Raw genomic sequence first — 15,973 nt, forward strand, 5'->3', positions numbered from 1 at the left:
GAGTCAATGAGGGTACCGGCGTCCGCGCTCAGTCCGGCATCGAGTAAAGCCGGCGCTTGCTGATGTACTGGACGACACCATCCGGCACGAGGTACCAGACGGGCAGTCCGGCGGCCGTCCGGGCACGAACGGCGGTCGACGAGATGGCCATCGCGGGCACCTCGACCAGCGACACCGCGCCCGGCGGCAGGTGCGTGTCGACCAGTTCATAACCCGGTCGGGTGACTCCGATGAAGTGCGCGAGGTCGAACACGTCGTCGGCCCGCCGCCACGACACGATCTGCTCCAACGCGTCCGCACCGGTGATGAAGAACAGGTCCGCGTCCGGGTGCCTGCCCCGCAGGTCGGTGAGGGTGTCGATGGTGTACGTCGGACCGGGCCGGTCGATGTCCACCCGGCTGACCGAGAACCGCGGGTTGGACGCCGTGGCGATGACCGTCATCAGGTACCGGTCCTCGGCGGCGCTGACCTCGCGCTCGCTCTTCTGCCAGGGCTGGCCCGTGGGCACGAAGACGACTTCGTCGAGGTCGAAGCGGGCCTGGACCTCGCTGGCCGCGACCAGGTGGCCGTGGTGCACCGGGTCGAAGGTGCCGCCCATGACCCCGATCCGCCGGTTCGACATGGGGCATGAGCCTAGTTCGGGTGGTGCGCGGGCGGCCCGTCGCTCCCCGAAAGGCCGCCCGCGCACTCGAATCCCGGCCGCGGCCCTGGGGGAGTAGGCCGCCTCCGCGGATCGCGCGCCCCGCCCCGAGCAAGGCCGCGCGACAGAGGAACGCGCACGTCACGCCGTCATGACGCGATCCGCTGAACTTGTTTCGACTAGACCTGCGGAGCGAGCACGGCGCCGTCGGCCGAACGCACCAGGATGGCCTCCATCGGGCACGACTCCGCGGCGTCGATCACCGCGTCGTCCGGGTCCACGTCCGCCTTGATCGGCGTGGCCGTGCCGCCGTCGAGTCGGAAGTGGTCCGGCGCGGTCGCCGTGCACATGCCGGTGCCGAGGCACATCCCCCGGTCGACCTCGATCGTCCACTCACTCATCGGTCTACCACCTCACCAGTAGGCGTTCGGGGCCTCGCACCAGTCTGCCCGTGTCGAACGCCGCGTTGCCGGCCATCTGCGGGTGCGGGAACCCATTGAGCAAGGTCACGACAGTGGCCGGCAACTCCCTGCTTGCCTTGGCGTGCGCTACGGCTGCGGCGCGAGCACCGTGCCGTCGGCCGAACGCACCAGGATCGCCTCCATCGGGCAGGACTCGGCGGCGTCGATCACCGCGTCGTCCGGCTCCACGTCCGCCTTGACCGGCGTGGACGTGCCGCCTTCCAGGCGGAAGTGGTCCGGTGCGGTCGAGGTGCACATGCCGGTGCCGATGCACGTGCCGCGGTCGACCTCGATCTTCCAGTCGCCCACCCGGCTCACCACCTCACCGGCAGGGCCTGCGGGCCACGGATCAGCCGGCCCCTCTTGAACGTCACGTCACCGTCCAGCTGGAGCGTCGGGAACCGCTTGAGCAGGCTCGCGATGGCGACCTGCAGCTCCATCCGCGCCAGCGGGGCGCCGATGCAGTGGTGCGCGCCGTGGCCGAACATGATGTGCGGGTTGTGGGCGCGGTGGAAGTCCACCTCGTGCGGGTTCTCGAACACCGACGGGTCGCGGTTGGCCGTGACGTTGTTGACGAACACCGCGTCGCCCGGCTTGATCGTCACACCGGACAGCTCGACCTCGGCGGTCGCGATCCGGGGGAAGCCCGCGGAGCCGCCCAGCGCGGTGAACCGCAGCAGCTCCTCGATCGCGGCGGGCATCAGCGACGGGTCGGCGTGCAGCTCGGCCAGCCGTTCGGGCCTGCGCAGCAGCTGGAAGACGAAGTTGCCGATCTGGTTCGCGGTGGTCTCGTGCCCGGCGACCAGCAGCGTCACCCCGAACGAGACCAGCTCCTCCTCGCTGAGCCGGTCGTCGTTGTCGCGCGCGGCGATCAGCACGGACAGCATGTCGTCGGTGGGCTCGGCGCGCTTGCGCTCGACCAGCTCGCCGATGTAGGTCCGCAGCGACTGGTTGGCCGCCAGGATCTCCTCGTGGGTGAACGCGGTGATCGCCACCGCCGCCTCCGACCAGGCCCGGAAGTTGCCCCGGTCCTCGAACGGCACGCCGAGCATCTCGCAGATGATCGTGATGGGCAGCGGCATCGCCAGCGCCTCGACCAGGTCGGCGGGCGGACCCTGCGCCTGCATCTCGTCCAGCAGGCCGTCCACGATCTGCTGGGCGCGCTCGCGCAGCTGCTCGGTGCGCCGCGCGGTGAACGCCTTCGCGACCAGCTTGCGCAGCCGGGTGTGGTCCGGCGGGTCCATGCTCAGGATGTTCGTCTCGGTGGGCATGGTCGGCAGCGTGCGCGGCACGTCGGCGCCCGGCTCCATCACCGCCGCGCGGCTGAACCTCGGGTCCGCCAGCACGGTCTTGACGTCCTCGTAGCGGGTGGCTAACCACCCCTCGCCGCCGTAGGGCAGCCGCACCCTGGCCACCGGCTCGTCCCGCTGCAGCTCGAAGTAGACGGGATTGATCTCCAGGTGGTCGAGTTCGGTGAACGGGTAGGGCCTGGTCTCCATCGGTACCCCCATGTAAGCAGTCGCTTACATCCGACAGTAGGCAGCGCACTACGGACCGTCAACCGGATTCGGTGTGCTCCAACAACACCGAGGCGGCCTCGGTCACCAGGGCCGCCACCGCCGTGGCGTCCGCGTCCGCGAGCGGCTGCTTGCCGAACACGCTGCGCAGCACACCGATGCCCACGATCCACGCCAGCACGAGGTCCGCGCGCAGCTCCGCGTCCTCCGCGTCGGTGAGGGACGACAGAGCGCGCGCGTACTCCTCCCCCAGTTGCCGCCGCACGACCTCCGCCGCCGAGTCGTGGTGCGAGGACCGCAGCACCGCGTACAACGGGTGGTCCTCGCGCCTCGGCGTCTTCTCCATCATCCGCAGCAGCACGTTGCGCAGGAGGTGCTCGGCGGGCGAGTCCTCCAGCAGCTCACGGCTCTGCGTGGCCAGCACGGTCGCGAACAGGGCGTCCTTGCTGCCGAAGTAGCGGAACAGCAGGGCCTGGTTCACGCCCGCCAGGCTCGCGATGTCACGCACCGTGGTGCGGTCGTACCCGCGCTCGCCGAACAGCTTCGTGGCGGCGTCCAGCAACGCCGCCTTGGTCGCGTCGGCGTCCCGGGGCCTGCTCACGATGTCGGCCGGACGTGCCCCTCGCCCCAGACCACCCACTTGGACGAGGTCAGCTCCGTCAGCCCCATCGGGCCGCGGGCGTGCAGCTTCTGGGTGGAGATGCCGATCTCCGCGCCCATGCCGAACTCCGCGCCGTCGGTGAACGCGGTGGAGGCGTTGACCATGACCGCCGCCGCGTCGACCCGCGCGGTGAACCGGCGGGCCGCGTCGAGGTCGCGGGTCACGATGGCCTCGGTGTGCCCGGAGCCGTGCTCGGCGATGTGCGAGATGGCCTCGTCGAGGGAGCCGACCACGCGGGCGGCGATGTCCAGCGACAGGTACTCGGTGTCCCAGTCCTCGTCGGTGGCGGCTTGCACCCTGGGGTCGCTCGCGAACCGCTCGTCGCCGTGGATGGTGACGTTCTGCGCGTTCAGGGCGTCGGTGATGCGGGGCACGAACTCGTCCGCGATCGCGGCGTGCACCAGCAGCGACTCGGCCGCGTTGCACACGCTCGTGCGGCGGGTCTTGGAGTTGAGCACGATGCGCTGCGCCATGTCGAGGTCGGCGCTCGCGTCCACGTACACGTGCACGTTGCCCACGCCGGTCTCGATGGTCGGCACGGTGGCCTGCTGCACGACGGCGTTGATCAGACCGGCGCCGCCGCGCGGGATCACCAGGTCGACCAGGCCGCGCGCGGTGATCAGGTGGGTGACCGAGGCGCGGTCGTGGCACGGCAGCAGCTGCACGGCGTCGGCGGGCAGGCCCGCGGTCTCCAGCGCGTCGCGCAGGATCGCGACCAGCGCGGTGTTCGAGTGCTCGGCGGTGGACGAGCCGCGCAGCAGGGCCGCGTTGCCGGACTTCAGCGCCAGGCCGGCCGCGTCCACGGTGACGTTCGGGCGGGCCTCGTAGACCATGCCGACCACGCCCATCGGCACGCGGACCTGCTTCAGCTCCAGGCCGTTGGGCAGGATCGAGCCGCGCAGCACCTCGCCGATCGGGTCCGCGAGGCCGGCGACCGTCTCCAGGCCCCGGGCCACGCCGTCGATGCGGGCCTCGGTGAGCGTGAGGCGGTCCAGCAGGCCGCGGGTGAGGCCCGCGGCCTGGCCGGCTTCGAGGTCCTTGGCGTTGGCCTCCAGCACCTCGGTGGCGCGGGTGCGCAGCGCGGCGGCCATCTCGTGCAGTGCGGCGTCCTTGCCCTGGCGGGTGGCGAGGACGAGCTCGTGGGCGGCGACACGGGCGCGCCTGGCCGCGGCGTGCACCTGTTCGCGCAGGTCATCAGTCACGTCATCCAGCCTACGGTCACCCGGTCGTGGCTGTCGCCGAGGTTCCCGAGGATCGGACATCCGTCCTCGATCGGGTGAAGCTGCGCCGCGGACCGTCGCACAGGTGTCCGTCTTGTCGGAGCCGTCTGCCACTGTGGCCCATGAGGTCGCGTCTTCCCGGCGACCGAATCGTCCGAGCGAGCGAGGACCGACAACATGGACGACGGCGCACTCCGTGAGCTGGCCGAGGAACGGCTGAGGGCTTTGGCGGGCCCTCAGGCGGTCCTGCGGGACGACCAGTGGACGGCGATCCACGCGCTGGTGTCCGGGCGGCGGCGGGCGCTGGTGGTGCAGCGCACGGGGTGGGGCAAGTCCGCCGTCTACTTCATCGCCACGGCGTTGCTGCGGTCCTTGGGCGAGGGGCCGACGGTGATCGTGTCGCCGTTGCTGGCGCTGATGCGCAACCAGGTCGACGCGGCCGCGCGGGCGGGCGTGCACGCGGCGACGATCAACTCGGCCAACACCGACGAGTGGCAGGACGTGCGGGACCGGGTGGCGTCCGGTGACGTGGACGTGCTGCTGGTCTCGCCGGAGCGGCTGAACAACCCGGACTTCCGGGACGCGGTGCTGCCGTCGTTGACCGCGTCGGCGGGGTTGCTGGTGGTGGACGAGGCGCACTGCATCTCCGACTGGGGCCACGACTTCCGGCCGGACTACCGGCGGCTGCGGACGTTGCTGACCGAGCTGCCGGCCGGCGTGCCGGTGCTCGCCACCACGGCCACGGCCAACGACCGGGTGGTGCGGGACGTGGCCGACCAGTTGGGGCTGGGCGCGGGCACGGACGCGTTGGTGCTGCGGGGGCCGTTGGACCGGGAGAGCCTGCGGCTGTCGGCCGTGCGGCTGCCGACCGCCGAGGCCAGGCTGGGGTGGCTGGCCGAGCGGCTGGAGCGGCTGCCCGGCTCGGGGATCATCTACACGCTCACGGTCGCCTCGGCCGACGACGTGGCGGCGTTCCTGCGCGACCGCGGCTACCGGGTGACGGCGTACTCGGGGCGCACCGACCCGGCCGAGCGCCAACGGGCCGAGGAGGACCTGTTGGCCAACCGGGTCAAGGCGCTGGTGGCCACCTCCGCGCTGGGCATGGGGTTCGACAAGCCGGACCTGGGGTTCGTGGTGCACCTGGGCGCGCCACCCTCCCCCATCGCCTACTACCAGCAGATCGGCCGTGCGGGGCGCGGGGTCGAGCGGGCCGAGGTGCTGCTGCTGCCCGGCCCGGAGGACAAGGACATCTGGGCGTACTTCGCGTCGCTGGCGTTCCCGCCGGAACACCTGGTGCGCCAGGTGCTCGGCGCGTTGCCCGCGGACCGGCCGATGTCGACGGCGGCGTTGGAGCCGGTGGTGGAGCTGTCGCGCACCCGGCTGGAAGTGGTGTTGAAGGTGCTCGACGTGGACGGCGCCGTGCGGCGGGTGCGCGGCGGGTGGGTGTCGACCGGGCAGCCGTGGTCCTACGACGCCGAGCGGTACGAGCGGATCGAGGCGGCGCGGCGGGTGGAGCGGCAGGCGGTGCTGGACTACCTGGCCACCGACGGCTGCCGGATGGAGTTCCTGTTGCGGCAGTTGGACGACCCGCACGCGGCGCCGTGCGGGCGGTGCGACAACTGCACGGGTCAGCGGCCGTCGGCGGAGGTCTCGGACGCGGCGGCGTCGGCGGCCCGGGAACGGCTGCTGCGGCCCGGCGTCGAGGTGGAGCCGCGCAAGATGTGGCCGACCGGGATGGCGTCGGCGGGGGTGTCGTTGTCCGGGAAGATCCCGCCGGGCGAGGTGGCCACGACGGGGCGGGCGCTGGGACGGTTGACCGACATCGGCTGGGGCAACCGGTTGCGGTCGCTGTTCGCCGCGGACGACCAGGAGATCCCCGAGGACGTGTTCGCCGCGTGCGTGAAGGTGCTGTCCGCGTGGGGTTGGGCGGAGCGGCCGGTGGGCGTGGTGACGGTCGGGTCGCGGACCAGGCCCGCGTTGGTGGGCAGCTTCGGGCAGCGGATCGCGGAGGTGGGCCGGCTGCCGCGGCTGGGGCAGGTGTGGTTGGGCGAGGCGGCGCGCCGGGCCAACAGCGCGCAGCGGTTGGCGGGGCTGGTGCGGGAGACCGACGTGCCGGACCTGTCCGGTGTGGACGGTCCGGTGCTGCTGGTGGACGACCAGGTCGACACCGGGTGGACGATGACGGTCGCCGCGCGGCTGCTGCGCAGGGCGGGCGCGTCGGCGGTGCTGCCGTTCGCGTTGGCGGTGACGGCGTGACGACGAGGAGGTGGGGGTGACGAGGTGAGGCTGACGACGGAACGGTTGGTGCTGCGGCCTTTCGAGGCGGCCGACGCGCCGGCGTTCGCCGCGTACCGGTCGGACCCGGAGGTGGCCAGGTACCAGGGATGGGAGGCGCCGTTCACCTTGGCGCAGGCCGAGGAGTTCGTGCGGGACGTCGCGGCGGCGGACCCGACCGCACCGGGCTGGTACCAGTTCGCGGTCGAGGCGGACGGGGTGCTCGTCGGCGACGTCGGGGTGGGCCTGCACGAGAACCGGATGCAGGCCGAGATCGGGTACACGCTGGCGACCGCGCACCAGGGGCGCGGTTACGCGGTGGAAGCCGTGCGGCGGGTGCTGGCGTACCTGTTCGAGGTGCGCGGTGTGCACCGGGTGTCCGCCGAGTGCGACGCCCGCAACACGCGGTCCGCGCACCTGCTGGCCCGGCTGGGGTTCCGGCAGGAGGGTCACCGGGTGCAGGCCACCTGGATCAAGGGCGAGTGGACCGACGACCTGCTGTTCGGCCTGCTGGCGGCGGAGTGGCGAGCCGCGACCGACTCGCGGGGGTGAGCCCGACGGTGGATCGGTGAAGGATCTACCGACTTCGGCGACTTTGTGGTTGTGTCCAACGCATGGCTGCCGTGGAGACCGACACCCAGCACCGCCTACCGGTCCGCAAGCTCGTCGCGGCGAGCATCGGCAACGCCATCGAGTGGTACGACTGGACGATCTTCGTCACCTTCAGCATCTACTTCGCCACCCAGGTCTTCCCCAAGGACAACCCGCAACTCGCGCTGATCAACACGCTCGCGGCGTACGCGATCGCGTTCTTCTTCCGCCCGCTGGGCGGGTACCTGCTCGGGCGGTTCGCCGACCTGCGCGGGCGGCGGACGGCGATGTTGTTGACCATCGTCCTGATGGCCGGCGGGTCGTTGGCGATCGGCATCCTGCCCACCTACGCGCAGGTCGGGTGGCTGGCGCCGATCCTGCTCCTGCTGGCCCGCGTGGCACAGGGCCTGTCGCTGGGCGGCGAGGTGTCCAACGCCTCGGCGTACCTGGCGGAGATCGCGCCGCCGGAACGCCGGGGGCGGTACTCGGCGTTCTTCTACATCTCCACCGGCGCAGCGGTGCTCATCGCGTCACTGCTCGGGTTCACCCTGGCCCGCACGCTCGACGCCGGCCAACTCGCGTCCTACGGCTGGCGCATCCCGTTCCTGATCGGCGGTGTGCTCGGCCTGGTCGGCCTGTGGCTGCGCCGCAGCCTGGAGGAGACCGAGCAGTTCGAGCACAACAAGGCCAAGGCGCAGCAGCTCAGGCGCCCCCTGCTGACGACCCTGCGCGACCACCCCAAGGCGGTCGGCCGACTCGTCGGCTTCACCATGCTCTCGACGCTCTGCTACTACACGTTCTTCAGCGCGCTGACCCCGTTCGCGGTGTCCAAGCGCGGCGCCGACGCAGTGGACGTGTTCCTCGCCCTGTCGATCGCCACGGCCCTGTTCATCGCCCTCCAGTACCCGATGGGCGCCCTGTCGGACCGGTTCGGCCGCAAGCCGCAGCTGCTGGCCTGGTCGGCCACGACGGCGGTGCTGGTGGTGCCGCTGTCCACGCTCATCGGACCGGGGGTGGGCAACCTGCTCCTGGTGTTCTGCGTCGGCCTCGGCCTCTACACGGCCATGACATCGATCGCGCCCGCGGTGATGAGCGAGTTGTTCCCGACCGAGCTGCGCGCCACGGGCATCGGCTCCTGGTACAACCTGACCGTGGCGCTGTTCGGCGGCACCGCGCCGCTGGTGATCCAGGCGTTGCCGGGCACCACGTTCTTCGTCTACGTCGCGGTCGGCGCCGCCATCGCCTTCTTCGTGATCCTCACGATGCCCGAGACGAAGGGCAGCGAACTGCGGTAGCGCTCAGGGCGTGGCGGTCAACCGGGCCGGCGGCTCGGCGGACAGGTCGCGCAGGGCCGTCAGCAGGGTGGCGCGCCGGGCCGGCGGCAGCTCGGCCAGGAAGTCGTCCTCCATGCGCCGGACCGCGGCACGGGCGGCGCGCAACCGCTTGCGCCCCTCCGCGGTCGGCTCGATGATCCGCGCCCGCCGGTCGTCCGGATCGGGCCGCCGGGACACCAGCCCCGGGCCTGCATCCCGTCGATGATCCCGACCATCGTCGTCTTGTCCACGTCGACCTCCCTGGCCAACGCCAGCTGGGTCGGCGCGGCGCCCCGCGACAGCTCGGTGAGCACCACGTAGGCCCACATGTCCAGCCCGTGCCGCTCCAGCAGCGGCAGTTCCGCGGCCACGAGCGCCTTGGTCAGCCGGTGTCGGACAGCGGGGAGCGGACGTGCTCAGGAGCAAGTGGATCACCGGCCCGGAGGCGGACTTCGCGGGTCCCGCGCTGGTCAGCGTCACCGAGTTCACGCTCGACCGCATCCGGCGCACGCCGGGCGCCTACCGGGCGGGCTTCACCTCGAGCCGCGAGTGGCCGGGGCTGAGCGGAAGTACCGGGAGCTCGGGGTCACGCGCGCTACCACGGCAGGCCGAGGACGTCGACCCGCACGTCATCTGGCGGACGGCCGGACGTTGGCTGCGCGACCGCGACCGCAACCACGGCTGAGGCTAAGGCCGCAACGGCACCAGGTCGTCGGCGTGCACGACCTCGCGGCGCTGCTCGGCCGGGAGGTCGTGGCTCGACCGGCCGATCAACGCGGGCAGCTCGGCGGCGTCGAAACCGACCACGCCGCGTGCCACCACGTGCCCGGACAGGTCGACCAGCTCCACCACGTCACCGGCCTCGAACGCGCCCTCGACGCCGGTGATGCCCGCCGCCAGCAGCGAACGCCGGCGGCCCACGACCGCGGCCACCGCGCCGTCGTCCAGCACCAGCCTGCCGGTCGCGTCGGCCGCGTGCCCGAGCCAGAAGCGGCGGGCGGACAGCCTGGTGCCGGTCACCGCGAACGCCGTGCCGACGTCGGCCGCGCCCAACGCCCGCGCCGCGTCCGCCGCGCCCGCCAGCAGCACCGGGATGCCCGCGGACGCGGCCAGCCGTGCCGCGGCCAGCTTCGACGCCATACCCCCGGTGCCCAGCCCCGACGCGCCGACCGAACCCGCCCGCACACCGTCCACGTCGGACGCGCCGGCCACCTCGGTGATGCGCCGCGCGCCCGGCCGGCGGGGATCGCCGTCGTAGAGCGCGTCGACGTCGGAGAGCAGCACCAACGCGTCCGCGCCGACCAGGTGGGCCACCAGCGCGGCCAACCGGTCGTTGTCGCCGAACCGGATCTCCTCGGTGGCCACCGTGTCGTTCTCGTTCACCACCGGCACCGCGCCCAGCGCCAGCAGCCGTGAGAACGTGCGCTGCGCGTTGCGGTAGTGCGACCGCCGCACCACGTCGTCGGCGGTGAGCAGCACCTGCCCGACGGTCAACGAGAACCGCCCGAACGAGTTCGCGTACGCGTGCGCCAGCGCCAGCTGCCCCACGCTCGCCGCCGCCTGCTGCGTGGCCAGGTCACGGGGCCGGCGCGGCACGCCCAGCGGCGCGAGACCGGCCGCGATCGCGCCCGACGACACGAGCACCACCTGGCTGCCCGCCGCGCACCGCGCCGCGACCGCGTCCACCAGCGCGTCCAGCCGCGACCGGTCCAGGCCGCCCTCGGCGGTGGTCAACGACGACGACCCGACCTTCACCACGACCCGGGACGCCGCGGACACCGACTGCCGGGCCTGCGACGCCGCCACCGAACCGATCACTCGTCGTCGTCCTCTTCGAACCGGTCCTCGAAGTCGTCGGCCTCGTCGAACTGGCCGGGGATGCGGCGGGCCTTCTTGGCCGCCAGCCGCTCGGAGGCGCCGATCCGGTTGCCGGCCTCCAGCCGCGCGTCCGTGCCGCGACCGCTCATGGTCATCGCGATGCCCGAGGGCGTCGTCGGCTCCCAGTCGAACACCAGGTCGCCGATGGTGACCTGGCAGCCCGGCTCGGCGCCCTTCTTGACCAGCGCGTCCTCGACGCCGAGGCGGGCGAGCCGGTCGGCCAGGTAGCCGACGGCCTCGTCGTTGCTGAAGTCGGTCTGCCGGATCCACCGCTCGGGCCGCTCGCCGCGCACGATGAAGCCGCCCTCGGTCTGCGGGTCCTCCACCACGGTGAAGCCCTGGTCGTCCACGGCCCTGGGCCGCAGCACGATCCGGGTCGACTCCTGCTTCGGCCGCGACGCCCGGTACTCCTCCACCACGCGCGCCAACGCGAACGTCAGCTCGCGCAGGCCCTCGCGGCTGGCCGTGGACACCTCGAACACCGGCAGGCCGCGCGCCTCGATGTCCGGGCGCACCATCTCCGCCAGGTCGCGCGCCTCCGGGATGTCGATCTTGTTCAGCACCACGACGCGCGGCCGTTCGGCCAGGTCGTCGGCCAGGGAGGGGGTGTACTTCGCCAACTCCTCCTCCAGCGCGTCGATGTCCGACAGCGGGTCGCGCTCCGGCTCGTAGGTCGCGCAGTCCACCACGTGCACCAGCACCGCGCAGCGCTCGATGTGCCGCAGGAAGTCCAGGCCGAGACCCTTGCCCTCGGACGCGCCGGGGATCAGGCCGGGCACGTCGGCCATGGTGAAGATCGTCTCGCCGCCGGTGATCACGCCGAGGTTCGGCACCAGCGTGGTGAACGGGTAGTCGGCGATCTTCGGCTTGGCCGCGGACAGCACCGAGATCAGCGACGACTTGCCCGCCGACGGGAAGCCCAGCAGGCCGACGTCCGCGACGGACTTCAGCTCCAGCACCAGGTCGTGCTCCTCGCCCGGTTCACCCAGCAGGGCGAATCCGGGGGCCTTGCGGGCCTTGGACGCCAGCGAGGCGTTGCCGAGGCCGCCGCGGCCGCCCTGGGCGGCGATCAGGCGGGTGCCCTCGCCGACGAGGTCCGCGACCACCTCGCCGTCGGGCGTCATGACGACCGTGCCGTCGGGCACGCGCAGTTCGAGGTCCGCGCCGTGCGCGCCGTCGCGGTTGCCGCCCTGGCCGCCCTTGCCGCTGCCGGCGCTGGCGTTGGGGCGGAAGTGGAAGTCGAGGAGCGTGTGGACCTGCGAGTCGACCACGAGCACGACGTCGCCGCCCTTGCCGCCGTTGCCGCCGTCCGGGCCGCCGAGCGGCTTGAACTTCTCGCGGTGCACGGAGGCGACCCCGTTGCCCCCGTCACCTGCGGCGACGTGGATGACGACCCGGTCGACAAAGCGGGACACGGGGATTTCCTCTCTAGCAGAAGCGACGAGGGGCGGGAGCCGGATTGCACCGGTCCCGCCCCTCGTCTTGAGGTCGATCCGTCTCGCCGAGCTGCTTAGGCAGCAGCCTCGACCGGGACGATGTTCACGGTCTTGCGACCGCGCTTGGTGCCGAACTCGACCGCGCCCGGAGCCAACGCGAACAGCGTGTCGTCCTTGCCGCGGCCGACGTTGACGCCGGGGTGGAACTTGGTGCCGCGCTGGCGGATCAGGATCTCGCCGGCCTTGACGACCTGACCGCCGAACCGCTTGACCCCGAGGTACTGGGGGTTCGAGTCACGGCCGTTGCGGGAGCTGGATGCACCCTTCTTGTGTGCCATGGCTAGTCAGATCCTCACTTACCGGTGATGCCGGTGACCTCGACGCGGGTCAACTTCTGGCGGTGACCCTGGCGCTTGTGGTAGCCGGTCTTGTTCTTGAACTTGTGGATGCGGATCTTGGGGCCCTTGGTCTGCTCGACGACCTTGCCGGTCACCGAGAACTTCGCCAGGGCGTCCGCCGCGGAGGTGACGTCATCGCCGTCCACAACGAGGAGCGGCGCCGCGAAGGTGATCTCGGTGTCCGGCTCGCCTTCGAGCTTCTCGACCTCGATGACGTCGCCGACAGCCACCTTGTACTGCTTGCCGCCGGTCTTGACGATCGCGTACATCGGGACGGAAGTCTCCTGCTGCTCGACGGGACGGGATCGCGCGCGCCACGGCTGCACTGGTAAAGAGCAAGCTGGGCTTCACGCGACAGGGCCCACCGGACGGCGGGCCGCGTATCAGGTTACGTGGCGGTGGACGGCGTGGTCAAACCGGGGTGGGCGTACCGGTCCCGACGCGCCGGAACCGCTGCTCAGACGGGCTGGGCAGCGGTTCCGGCGGTGCGTGGATCAGCTCTCCTTGACCCCGTCCAGCGGCGGGCCCGCGGGGCGGGACGCGGCACGGCGGGCCGGGCGGCGACGCGTGGTCACCGCGGGCGCGTTCGGCTCGGCGTGGCCGTTGAGCGGCTGCTCGGCGACCTGAGCCGGGGCGCTCGTCCGGGTGACCGGCGGGACCTCCACCGGCGCCACCGCGACGGGCGGGGTGACGGGCTCGGGCACCATGGCGGGCTTGGTCACCCGGCGGCGGGTCCGCCCGGTCTTGACGGGCTCGTCGACGGGCGCCGACGGAGTCTCGACGGGCTGCTCGGCCGTGTCCGCGGCTGCGACAGGGCCGGCCGGCGCGGGCGCGGCCTGCTCGACGACGGGCTGCTCGGCGACCGGCTGCTGGGCGACCGGCTGCGGGGCGACCGGCTGCTCGGGAGCGGCCTGCCGGGCGGCGGGCTCGGCGGGCGCCTGCTCGGCCCGCACGACGGCCGGGGCCTGCTCGGTGACCGGCTCCGCGTCCGACGTGGCCGTGCCCGCGGCTGCGGCAGGGCTCGTCCGGACCGGGACGGCGGGCTCGTCGCCGTGCTTGATGACGGCGCCTGCCTCGCGGCGGGCCCGGCGGCGTTGGCGGCGGTCGCGCTTCGGGGTCTCCGGCGCGGCCTCCTCCTCGACCACGGCGGCCACCGGCTCGTCCGACGTCGGCTGCTCGGCGATCGCCTCGGGCTCCTCGGTCGGCTCCACGGTCTGCTCGGCCACCGGCTCCGGGACGTCCGCCTGCTTGGCGCGACGCGACTTGCGGCCACCGCCCTGCTGCTGCGGCTGTTGCTGCTGCTGGGGCTGGCCACCGCCGTTGCCGTTGCCGTGCGCGTGCGCGACCTCGGTCGTCACGACCAGGCCACGCCCGCGGCAGTGCTCGCAGGTCGTCGAGAACGCCTCCAGCAGCCCGGTGCCGACCCGCTTGCGCGTCATCTGCACCAGACCCAGCGACGTCACCTCCGCCACCTGGTGACGGGTGCGGTCACGGCCGAGGCACTCGGTCAGCCGGCGCAGCACCAGGTCGCGGTTCGACTCCAGCACCATGTCGATGAAGTCGATCACGATGATGCCGCCGATGTCGCGCAACCTGAGCTGGCGGACGATCTCCTCGGCCGCCTCCAGGTTGTTCCGGGTCACCGTCTCTTCGAGGTTTCCACCCGATCCGGTGAACTTGCCGGTGTTGACGTCGATGACCGTCATCGCTTCGGTGCGGTCGATGACCAGGTAGCCGCCCGACGGCAGCCAGACCTTGCGGTCCAGCGCCTTGAGCAGCTGCTCGTCGATGCGGTACTCGGTGAACGCGTCGCTGTTGCCGATGTGCTTGCGCAGCCGTTCCTGCAGGTCGGGCGCGACGTGCCGGACGTAGCCGTCGATGGTCTCCCACGCGTCCGCGCCCTGGACGACGAGCGCGGCGAAGTCCTCGGTGAACAGGTCGCGCACGACCTTCACCAGCAGGTCCGGCTCTTCGTAGAGCAGCTGCGGCGACTGGGCCTTGGGCGTGTCGGCCTTGTCCTTGATGATCTGCCACTGCGCCTGCAAACGGGTCACGTCGCGGGCCAGCTCCTCCTCGGCGATGCCCTCCGAGGCGGTGCGGATGATGACGCCCGCGTCCTCGGGGACGACGCGCTTGAGGATGTCCTTGAGGCGCTTGCGCTCGTTGTCGGGCAGCTTGCGGCTGATGCCGGTCGCGCCGCCGCCGGGCACGTAGACCAGGAAGCGGCCGGGCAGGCTGATCTGGGTGGTCAACCGGGCGCCCTTGTGGCCGACCGGGTCCTTGGTGACCTGGACCAGCACGCTGTCGCCGGAGGACAGGGCCTGCTCGATCTTGCGGGCCTTGCCTTCGAGACCCGCCGCGTCCCAGTCGACCTCGCCCGCGTAGAGCACCGCGTTGCGGCCGCGGCCGATGTCGATGAACGCCGCCTCCATCGAGGGCAGCACGTTCTGCACCCGGCCGAGGTAGACGTTGCCGACCAGCGAACCGCTGCCCGACGAGGTCACGAAGTGCTCCACCAGGACGCCGTCCTCCAGCACGCCGATCTGCGTGCGGTCGCCTCGCTCGCGCACCACCATCGTGCGCTCGACGGCCTCGCGACGGGCCAGGAACTCGGACTCGGACAGCACGGGGGCGCGGCGGCGACCGGCCTCGCGGCCGTCGCGGCGGCGCTGGCGCTTGGCCTCCAGCCGGGTCGACCCGCGGACGCTGCGCACCTCGCTCTGCGCGGCCTCGGAGTCGGCCTTGTCGTCACGCGCGTCGCGGCTGGGCTCGCGGACGTGGACGACCGTGTTCGGCGGGTCGTCCTCGCTCGGCGCGGCCTCTTCCTCGGCGCCGGTCTTGCGGCGGCGGCGACGCCGACGGCGGCGGCTGCCCGCGCCGTCCTCGTCGGCCGAGGTCTCGTCGGCGGTCTCCGCCTCGGTCTCGGCCTCGGCGACCTCGGCCTGCTCCTCGCCGGGCTCGTCGTCGCCGTTGTCCTCGACGCCCTTGCCGCGACCGCGGCCACGCCGGCCACGACGGCGGCGGCGGCGGCCTTCGCCCTCGTCACCGGCGTCGTCGGCGGCCGCGTGGTCGTCGGAGTCGTCCTCGGTGTCGTCGAGGTCGTCGTCCCGGCTCACCGGCGGCGCTTGCTTGGCCACCGGGGTCGGCGGCAGGAACACCGCCGACGGCGGGGCGAACAGCGGCACCAGCGGCGCGACCTCACGGGCCACCGCCACCGGTTCCTCGGTCTGCTCGTCCACTTCGCCGGTGACGATGTCGTCCCAGTTCAGCAGGCTCTCGGCGACCTTGAGCGCGAGATCGCGGCTCACGCTCGACTGCACGCCCTTGACCGTCTCACCGAGGTCGGCGAGGGCGGCCACCACGTCCTTGCTGCTCGCGCCGAGCAACTTGGCCAGCGCGTGCACCCGCAGCTTGGCGGGCAGATCCGCCAGTTCCGGGTGTGCGGATGTGGCGCTACCCCCGCCGGCGGCGCCGGCGGGCTTTTCCTTGTTCGACAATGCAGCTCCTCCGCCCCCGGGCGCGTCCCAACCGACGCGGCCGCGCAGGGGCCTCTCCGTGTCCACTCACCGCCGCGGCTGGCGGCG

Annotated in this window: 16 protein-coding genes; 4 read left to right on the forward strand and 12 right to left on the reverse strand. The window is 72.4% G+C overall.

The genetic code is table 11. From position 1 onward, the window contains the following. Nucleotides 1-28: 28 nt before the first annotated feature. The 6 genes from nadD to ACYVLT_RS10740 all read right to left on the reverse strand — a co-directional run bounded on the left by nadD (nucleotide 29) and on the right by ACYVLT_RS10740 (nucleotide 4,481). Nucleotides 29-622, reverse strand: coding sequence for a nicotinate-nucleotide adenylyltransferase (gene nadD / locus ACYVLT_RS10715; RefSeq protein WP_461119966.1), 594 nt, complete (start codon nucleotides 620-622; stop codon nucleotides 29-31). Nucleotides 623-819: 197 nt separating this feature from the next. Next, a complete protein-coding gene (locus tag ACYVLT_RS10720) occupies nucleotides 820-1,041 on the reverse strand; it encodes a ferredoxin (protein WP_461119967.1) in 222 nt (73 codons plus the stop codon). 147 nt (nucleotides 1,042-1,188) lie between these two features. Beyond that, nucleotides 1,189-1,410 carry a ferredoxin gene (locus ACYVLT_RS10725; RefSeq protein ID WP_461119968.1) on the reverse strand — a complete coding sequence of 74 codons (222 nt, stop codon included), beginning with the start codon at nucleotides 1,408-1,410 and terminating at the stop codon, nucleotides 1,189-1,191. A gap of 5 nt (nucleotides 1,411-1,415) precedes the next feature. Then, the gene (locus ACYVLT_RS10730; protein ID WP_461119969.1) at nucleotides 1,416-2,600 is read right to left on the reverse strand and encodes a cytochrome P450; all 1,185 of its coding nucleotides are present in this window, start codon (nucleotides 2,598-2,600) and stop codon (nucleotides 1,416-1,418) included. Nucleotides 2,601-2,658: 58 nt separating this feature from the next. Beyond that, nucleotides 2,659-3,219, reverse strand: coding sequence for a TetR/AcrR family transcriptional regulator (locus ACYVLT_RS10735; RefSeq protein ID WP_461119970.1), 561 nt, complete (start codon nucleotides 3,217-3,219; stop codon nucleotides 2,659-2,661). Next, nucleotides 3,216-4,481: a glutamate-5-semialdehyde dehydrogenase gene (locus tag ACYVLT_RS10740; RefSeq protein ID WP_461119971.1), complete on the reverse strand. Its 1,266-nt coding sequence runs from the start codon at nucleotides 4,479-4,481 to the stop codon at nucleotides 3,216-3,218. Before ACYVLT_RS10740 ends, ACYVLT_RS10735 begins: the two co-directional genes overlap by 4 nt. 195 nt (nucleotides 4,482-4,676) lie before the next feature. Between ACYVLT_RS10740 and ACYVLT_RS10745 the strand changes: the two genes are divergently transcribed. The 3 genes from ACYVLT_RS10745 to ACYVLT_RS10755 all read left to right on the forward strand — a co-directional run bounded on the left by ACYVLT_RS10745 (nucleotide 4,677) and on the right by ACYVLT_RS10755 (nucleotide 8,659). Then, on the forward strand, nucleotides 4,677-6,755 hold the full coding sequence (locus ACYVLT_RS10745; RefSeq protein WP_461119972.1) for a RecQ family ATP-dependent DNA helicase: 2,079 nt from the start codon (nucleotides 4,677-4,679) through the stop codon (nucleotides 6,753-6,755). A gap of 24 nt (nucleotides 6,756-6,779) precedes the next feature. Further along, complete coding sequence (locus ACYVLT_RS10750; RefSeq protein WP_461119973.1) at nucleotides 6,780-7,325, forward strand: GNAT family N-acetyltransferase; 546 nt, start codon at nucleotides 6,780-6,782, stop codon at nucleotides 7,323-7,325. Nucleotides 7,326-7,387: 62 nt separating this feature from the next. Further along, nucleotides 7,388-8,659: an MFS transporter gene (locus ACYVLT_RS10755; RefSeq protein ID WP_461119974.1), complete on the forward strand. Its 1,272-nt coding sequence runs from the start codon at nucleotides 7,388-7,390 to the stop codon at nucleotides 8,657-8,659. 3 nt (nucleotides 8,660-8,662) lie between these two features. On the opposite strand, the gene ACYVLT_RS10760 is transcribed toward ACYVLT_RS10755, so the two are convergent. Next, nucleotides 8,663-8,875, reverse strand: coding sequence for a hypothetical protein (locus tag ACYVLT_RS10760; protein WP_461119975.1), 213 nt, complete (start codon nucleotides 8,873-8,875; stop codon nucleotides 8,663-8,665). A 214-nt stretch (nucleotides 8,876-9,089) separates the two neighbouring features. Here ACYVLT_RS10760 and ACYVLT_RS10765 point away from each other — a divergent pair, with 214 nt between their 5' ends. Continuing rightward, nucleotides 9,090-9,362 (forward strand): hypothetical protein, encoded by a 273-nt coding sequence (locus ACYVLT_RS10765; RefSeq protein ID WP_461119976.1) that lies wholly within the window; start codon nucleotides 9,090-9,092, stop codon nucleotides 9,360-9,362. A 2-nt stretch (nucleotides 9,363-9,364) separates the two neighbouring features. Here ACYVLT_RS10765 and proB read toward each other — a convergent pair whose 3' ends face one another. The 5 genes from proB to ACYVLT_RS10790 form a co-directional block, all read right to left on the reverse strand. Further along, on the reverse strand, nucleotides 9,365-10,495 hold the full coding sequence (proB, locus tag ACYVLT_RS10770) for a glutamate 5-kinase (protein WP_461119977.1): 1,131 nt from the start codon (nucleotides 10,493-10,495) through the stop codon (nucleotides 9,365-9,367). Beyond that, nucleotides 10,492-11,970, reverse strand: a complete 1,479-nt coding sequence (gene obgE, locus ACYVLT_RS10775) for a GTPase ObgE (protein ID WP_461119978.1) — start codon at nucleotides 11,968-11,970, stop codon at nucleotides 10,492-10,494. Before obgE ends, proB begins: the two co-directional genes overlap by 4 nt. Nucleotides 11,971-12,065: 95 nt before the next feature. Beyond that, complete coding sequence (gene rpmA, locus ACYVLT_RS10780) at nucleotides 12,066-12,329, reverse strand: 50S ribosomal protein L27 (RefSeq protein WP_073889563.1); 264 nt, start codon at nucleotides 12,327-12,329, stop codon at nucleotides 12,066-12,068. A 14-nt stretch (nucleotides 12,330-12,343) separates the two neighbouring features. Further along, nucleotides 12,344-12,658, reverse strand: a complete 315-nt coding sequence (gene rplU, locus ACYVLT_RS10785) for a 50S ribosomal protein L21 (protein ID WP_053722830.1) — start codon at nucleotides 12,656-12,658, stop codon at nucleotides 12,344-12,346. A 225-nt stretch (nucleotides 12,659-12,883) separates the two neighbouring features. Next, nucleotides 12,884-15,886 (reverse strand): translation initiation factor IF-2 N-terminal domain-containing protein, encoded by a 3,003-nt coding sequence (locus tag ACYVLT_RS10790; protein WP_461119979.1) that lies wholly within the window; start codon nucleotides 15,884-15,886, stop codon nucleotides 12,884-12,886. Between the last annotated feature and the right edge of the window lie 87 nt (nucleotides 15,887-15,973).

Source organism: Saccharothrix stipae (assembly GCF_054781895.1).

Excerpts from the sequence above, each read along its gene's own strand:
- nadD (WP_461119966.1), bottom strand. The coding sequence starts at position 622 with ATGTCGAACCGGCGGATCGGGGTCATGGGCGGCACCTTCGACCCGGTG.
- ACYVLT_RS10730 (WP_461119969.1), bottom strand. The coding sequence starts at position 2,600 with ATGGAGACCAGGCCCTACCCGTTCACCGAACTCGACCACCTGGAGATC.
- ACYVLT_RS10755 (WP_461119974.1), top strand. The coding sequence starts at position 7,388 with ATGGCTGCCGTGGAGACCGACACCCAGCACCGCCTACCGGTCCGCAAG.
- ACYVLT_RS10745 (WP_461119972.1), top strand. The coding sequence starts at position 4,677 with ATGGACGACGGCGCACTCCGTGAGCTGGCCGAGGAACGGCTGAGGGCT.
- ACYVLT_RS10720 (WP_461119967.1), bottom strand. The coding sequence starts at position 1,041 with ATGAGTGAGTGGACGATCGAGGTCGACCGGGGGATGTGCCTCGGCACC.
- rpmA (WP_073889563.1), bottom strand. The coding sequence starts at position 12,329 with ATGGCACACAAGAAGGGTGCATCCAGCTCCCGCAACGGCCGTGACTCG.
- rplU (WP_053722830.1), bottom strand. The coding sequence starts at position 12,658 with ATGTACGCGATCGTCAAGACCGGCGGCAAGCAGTACAAGGTGGCTGTC.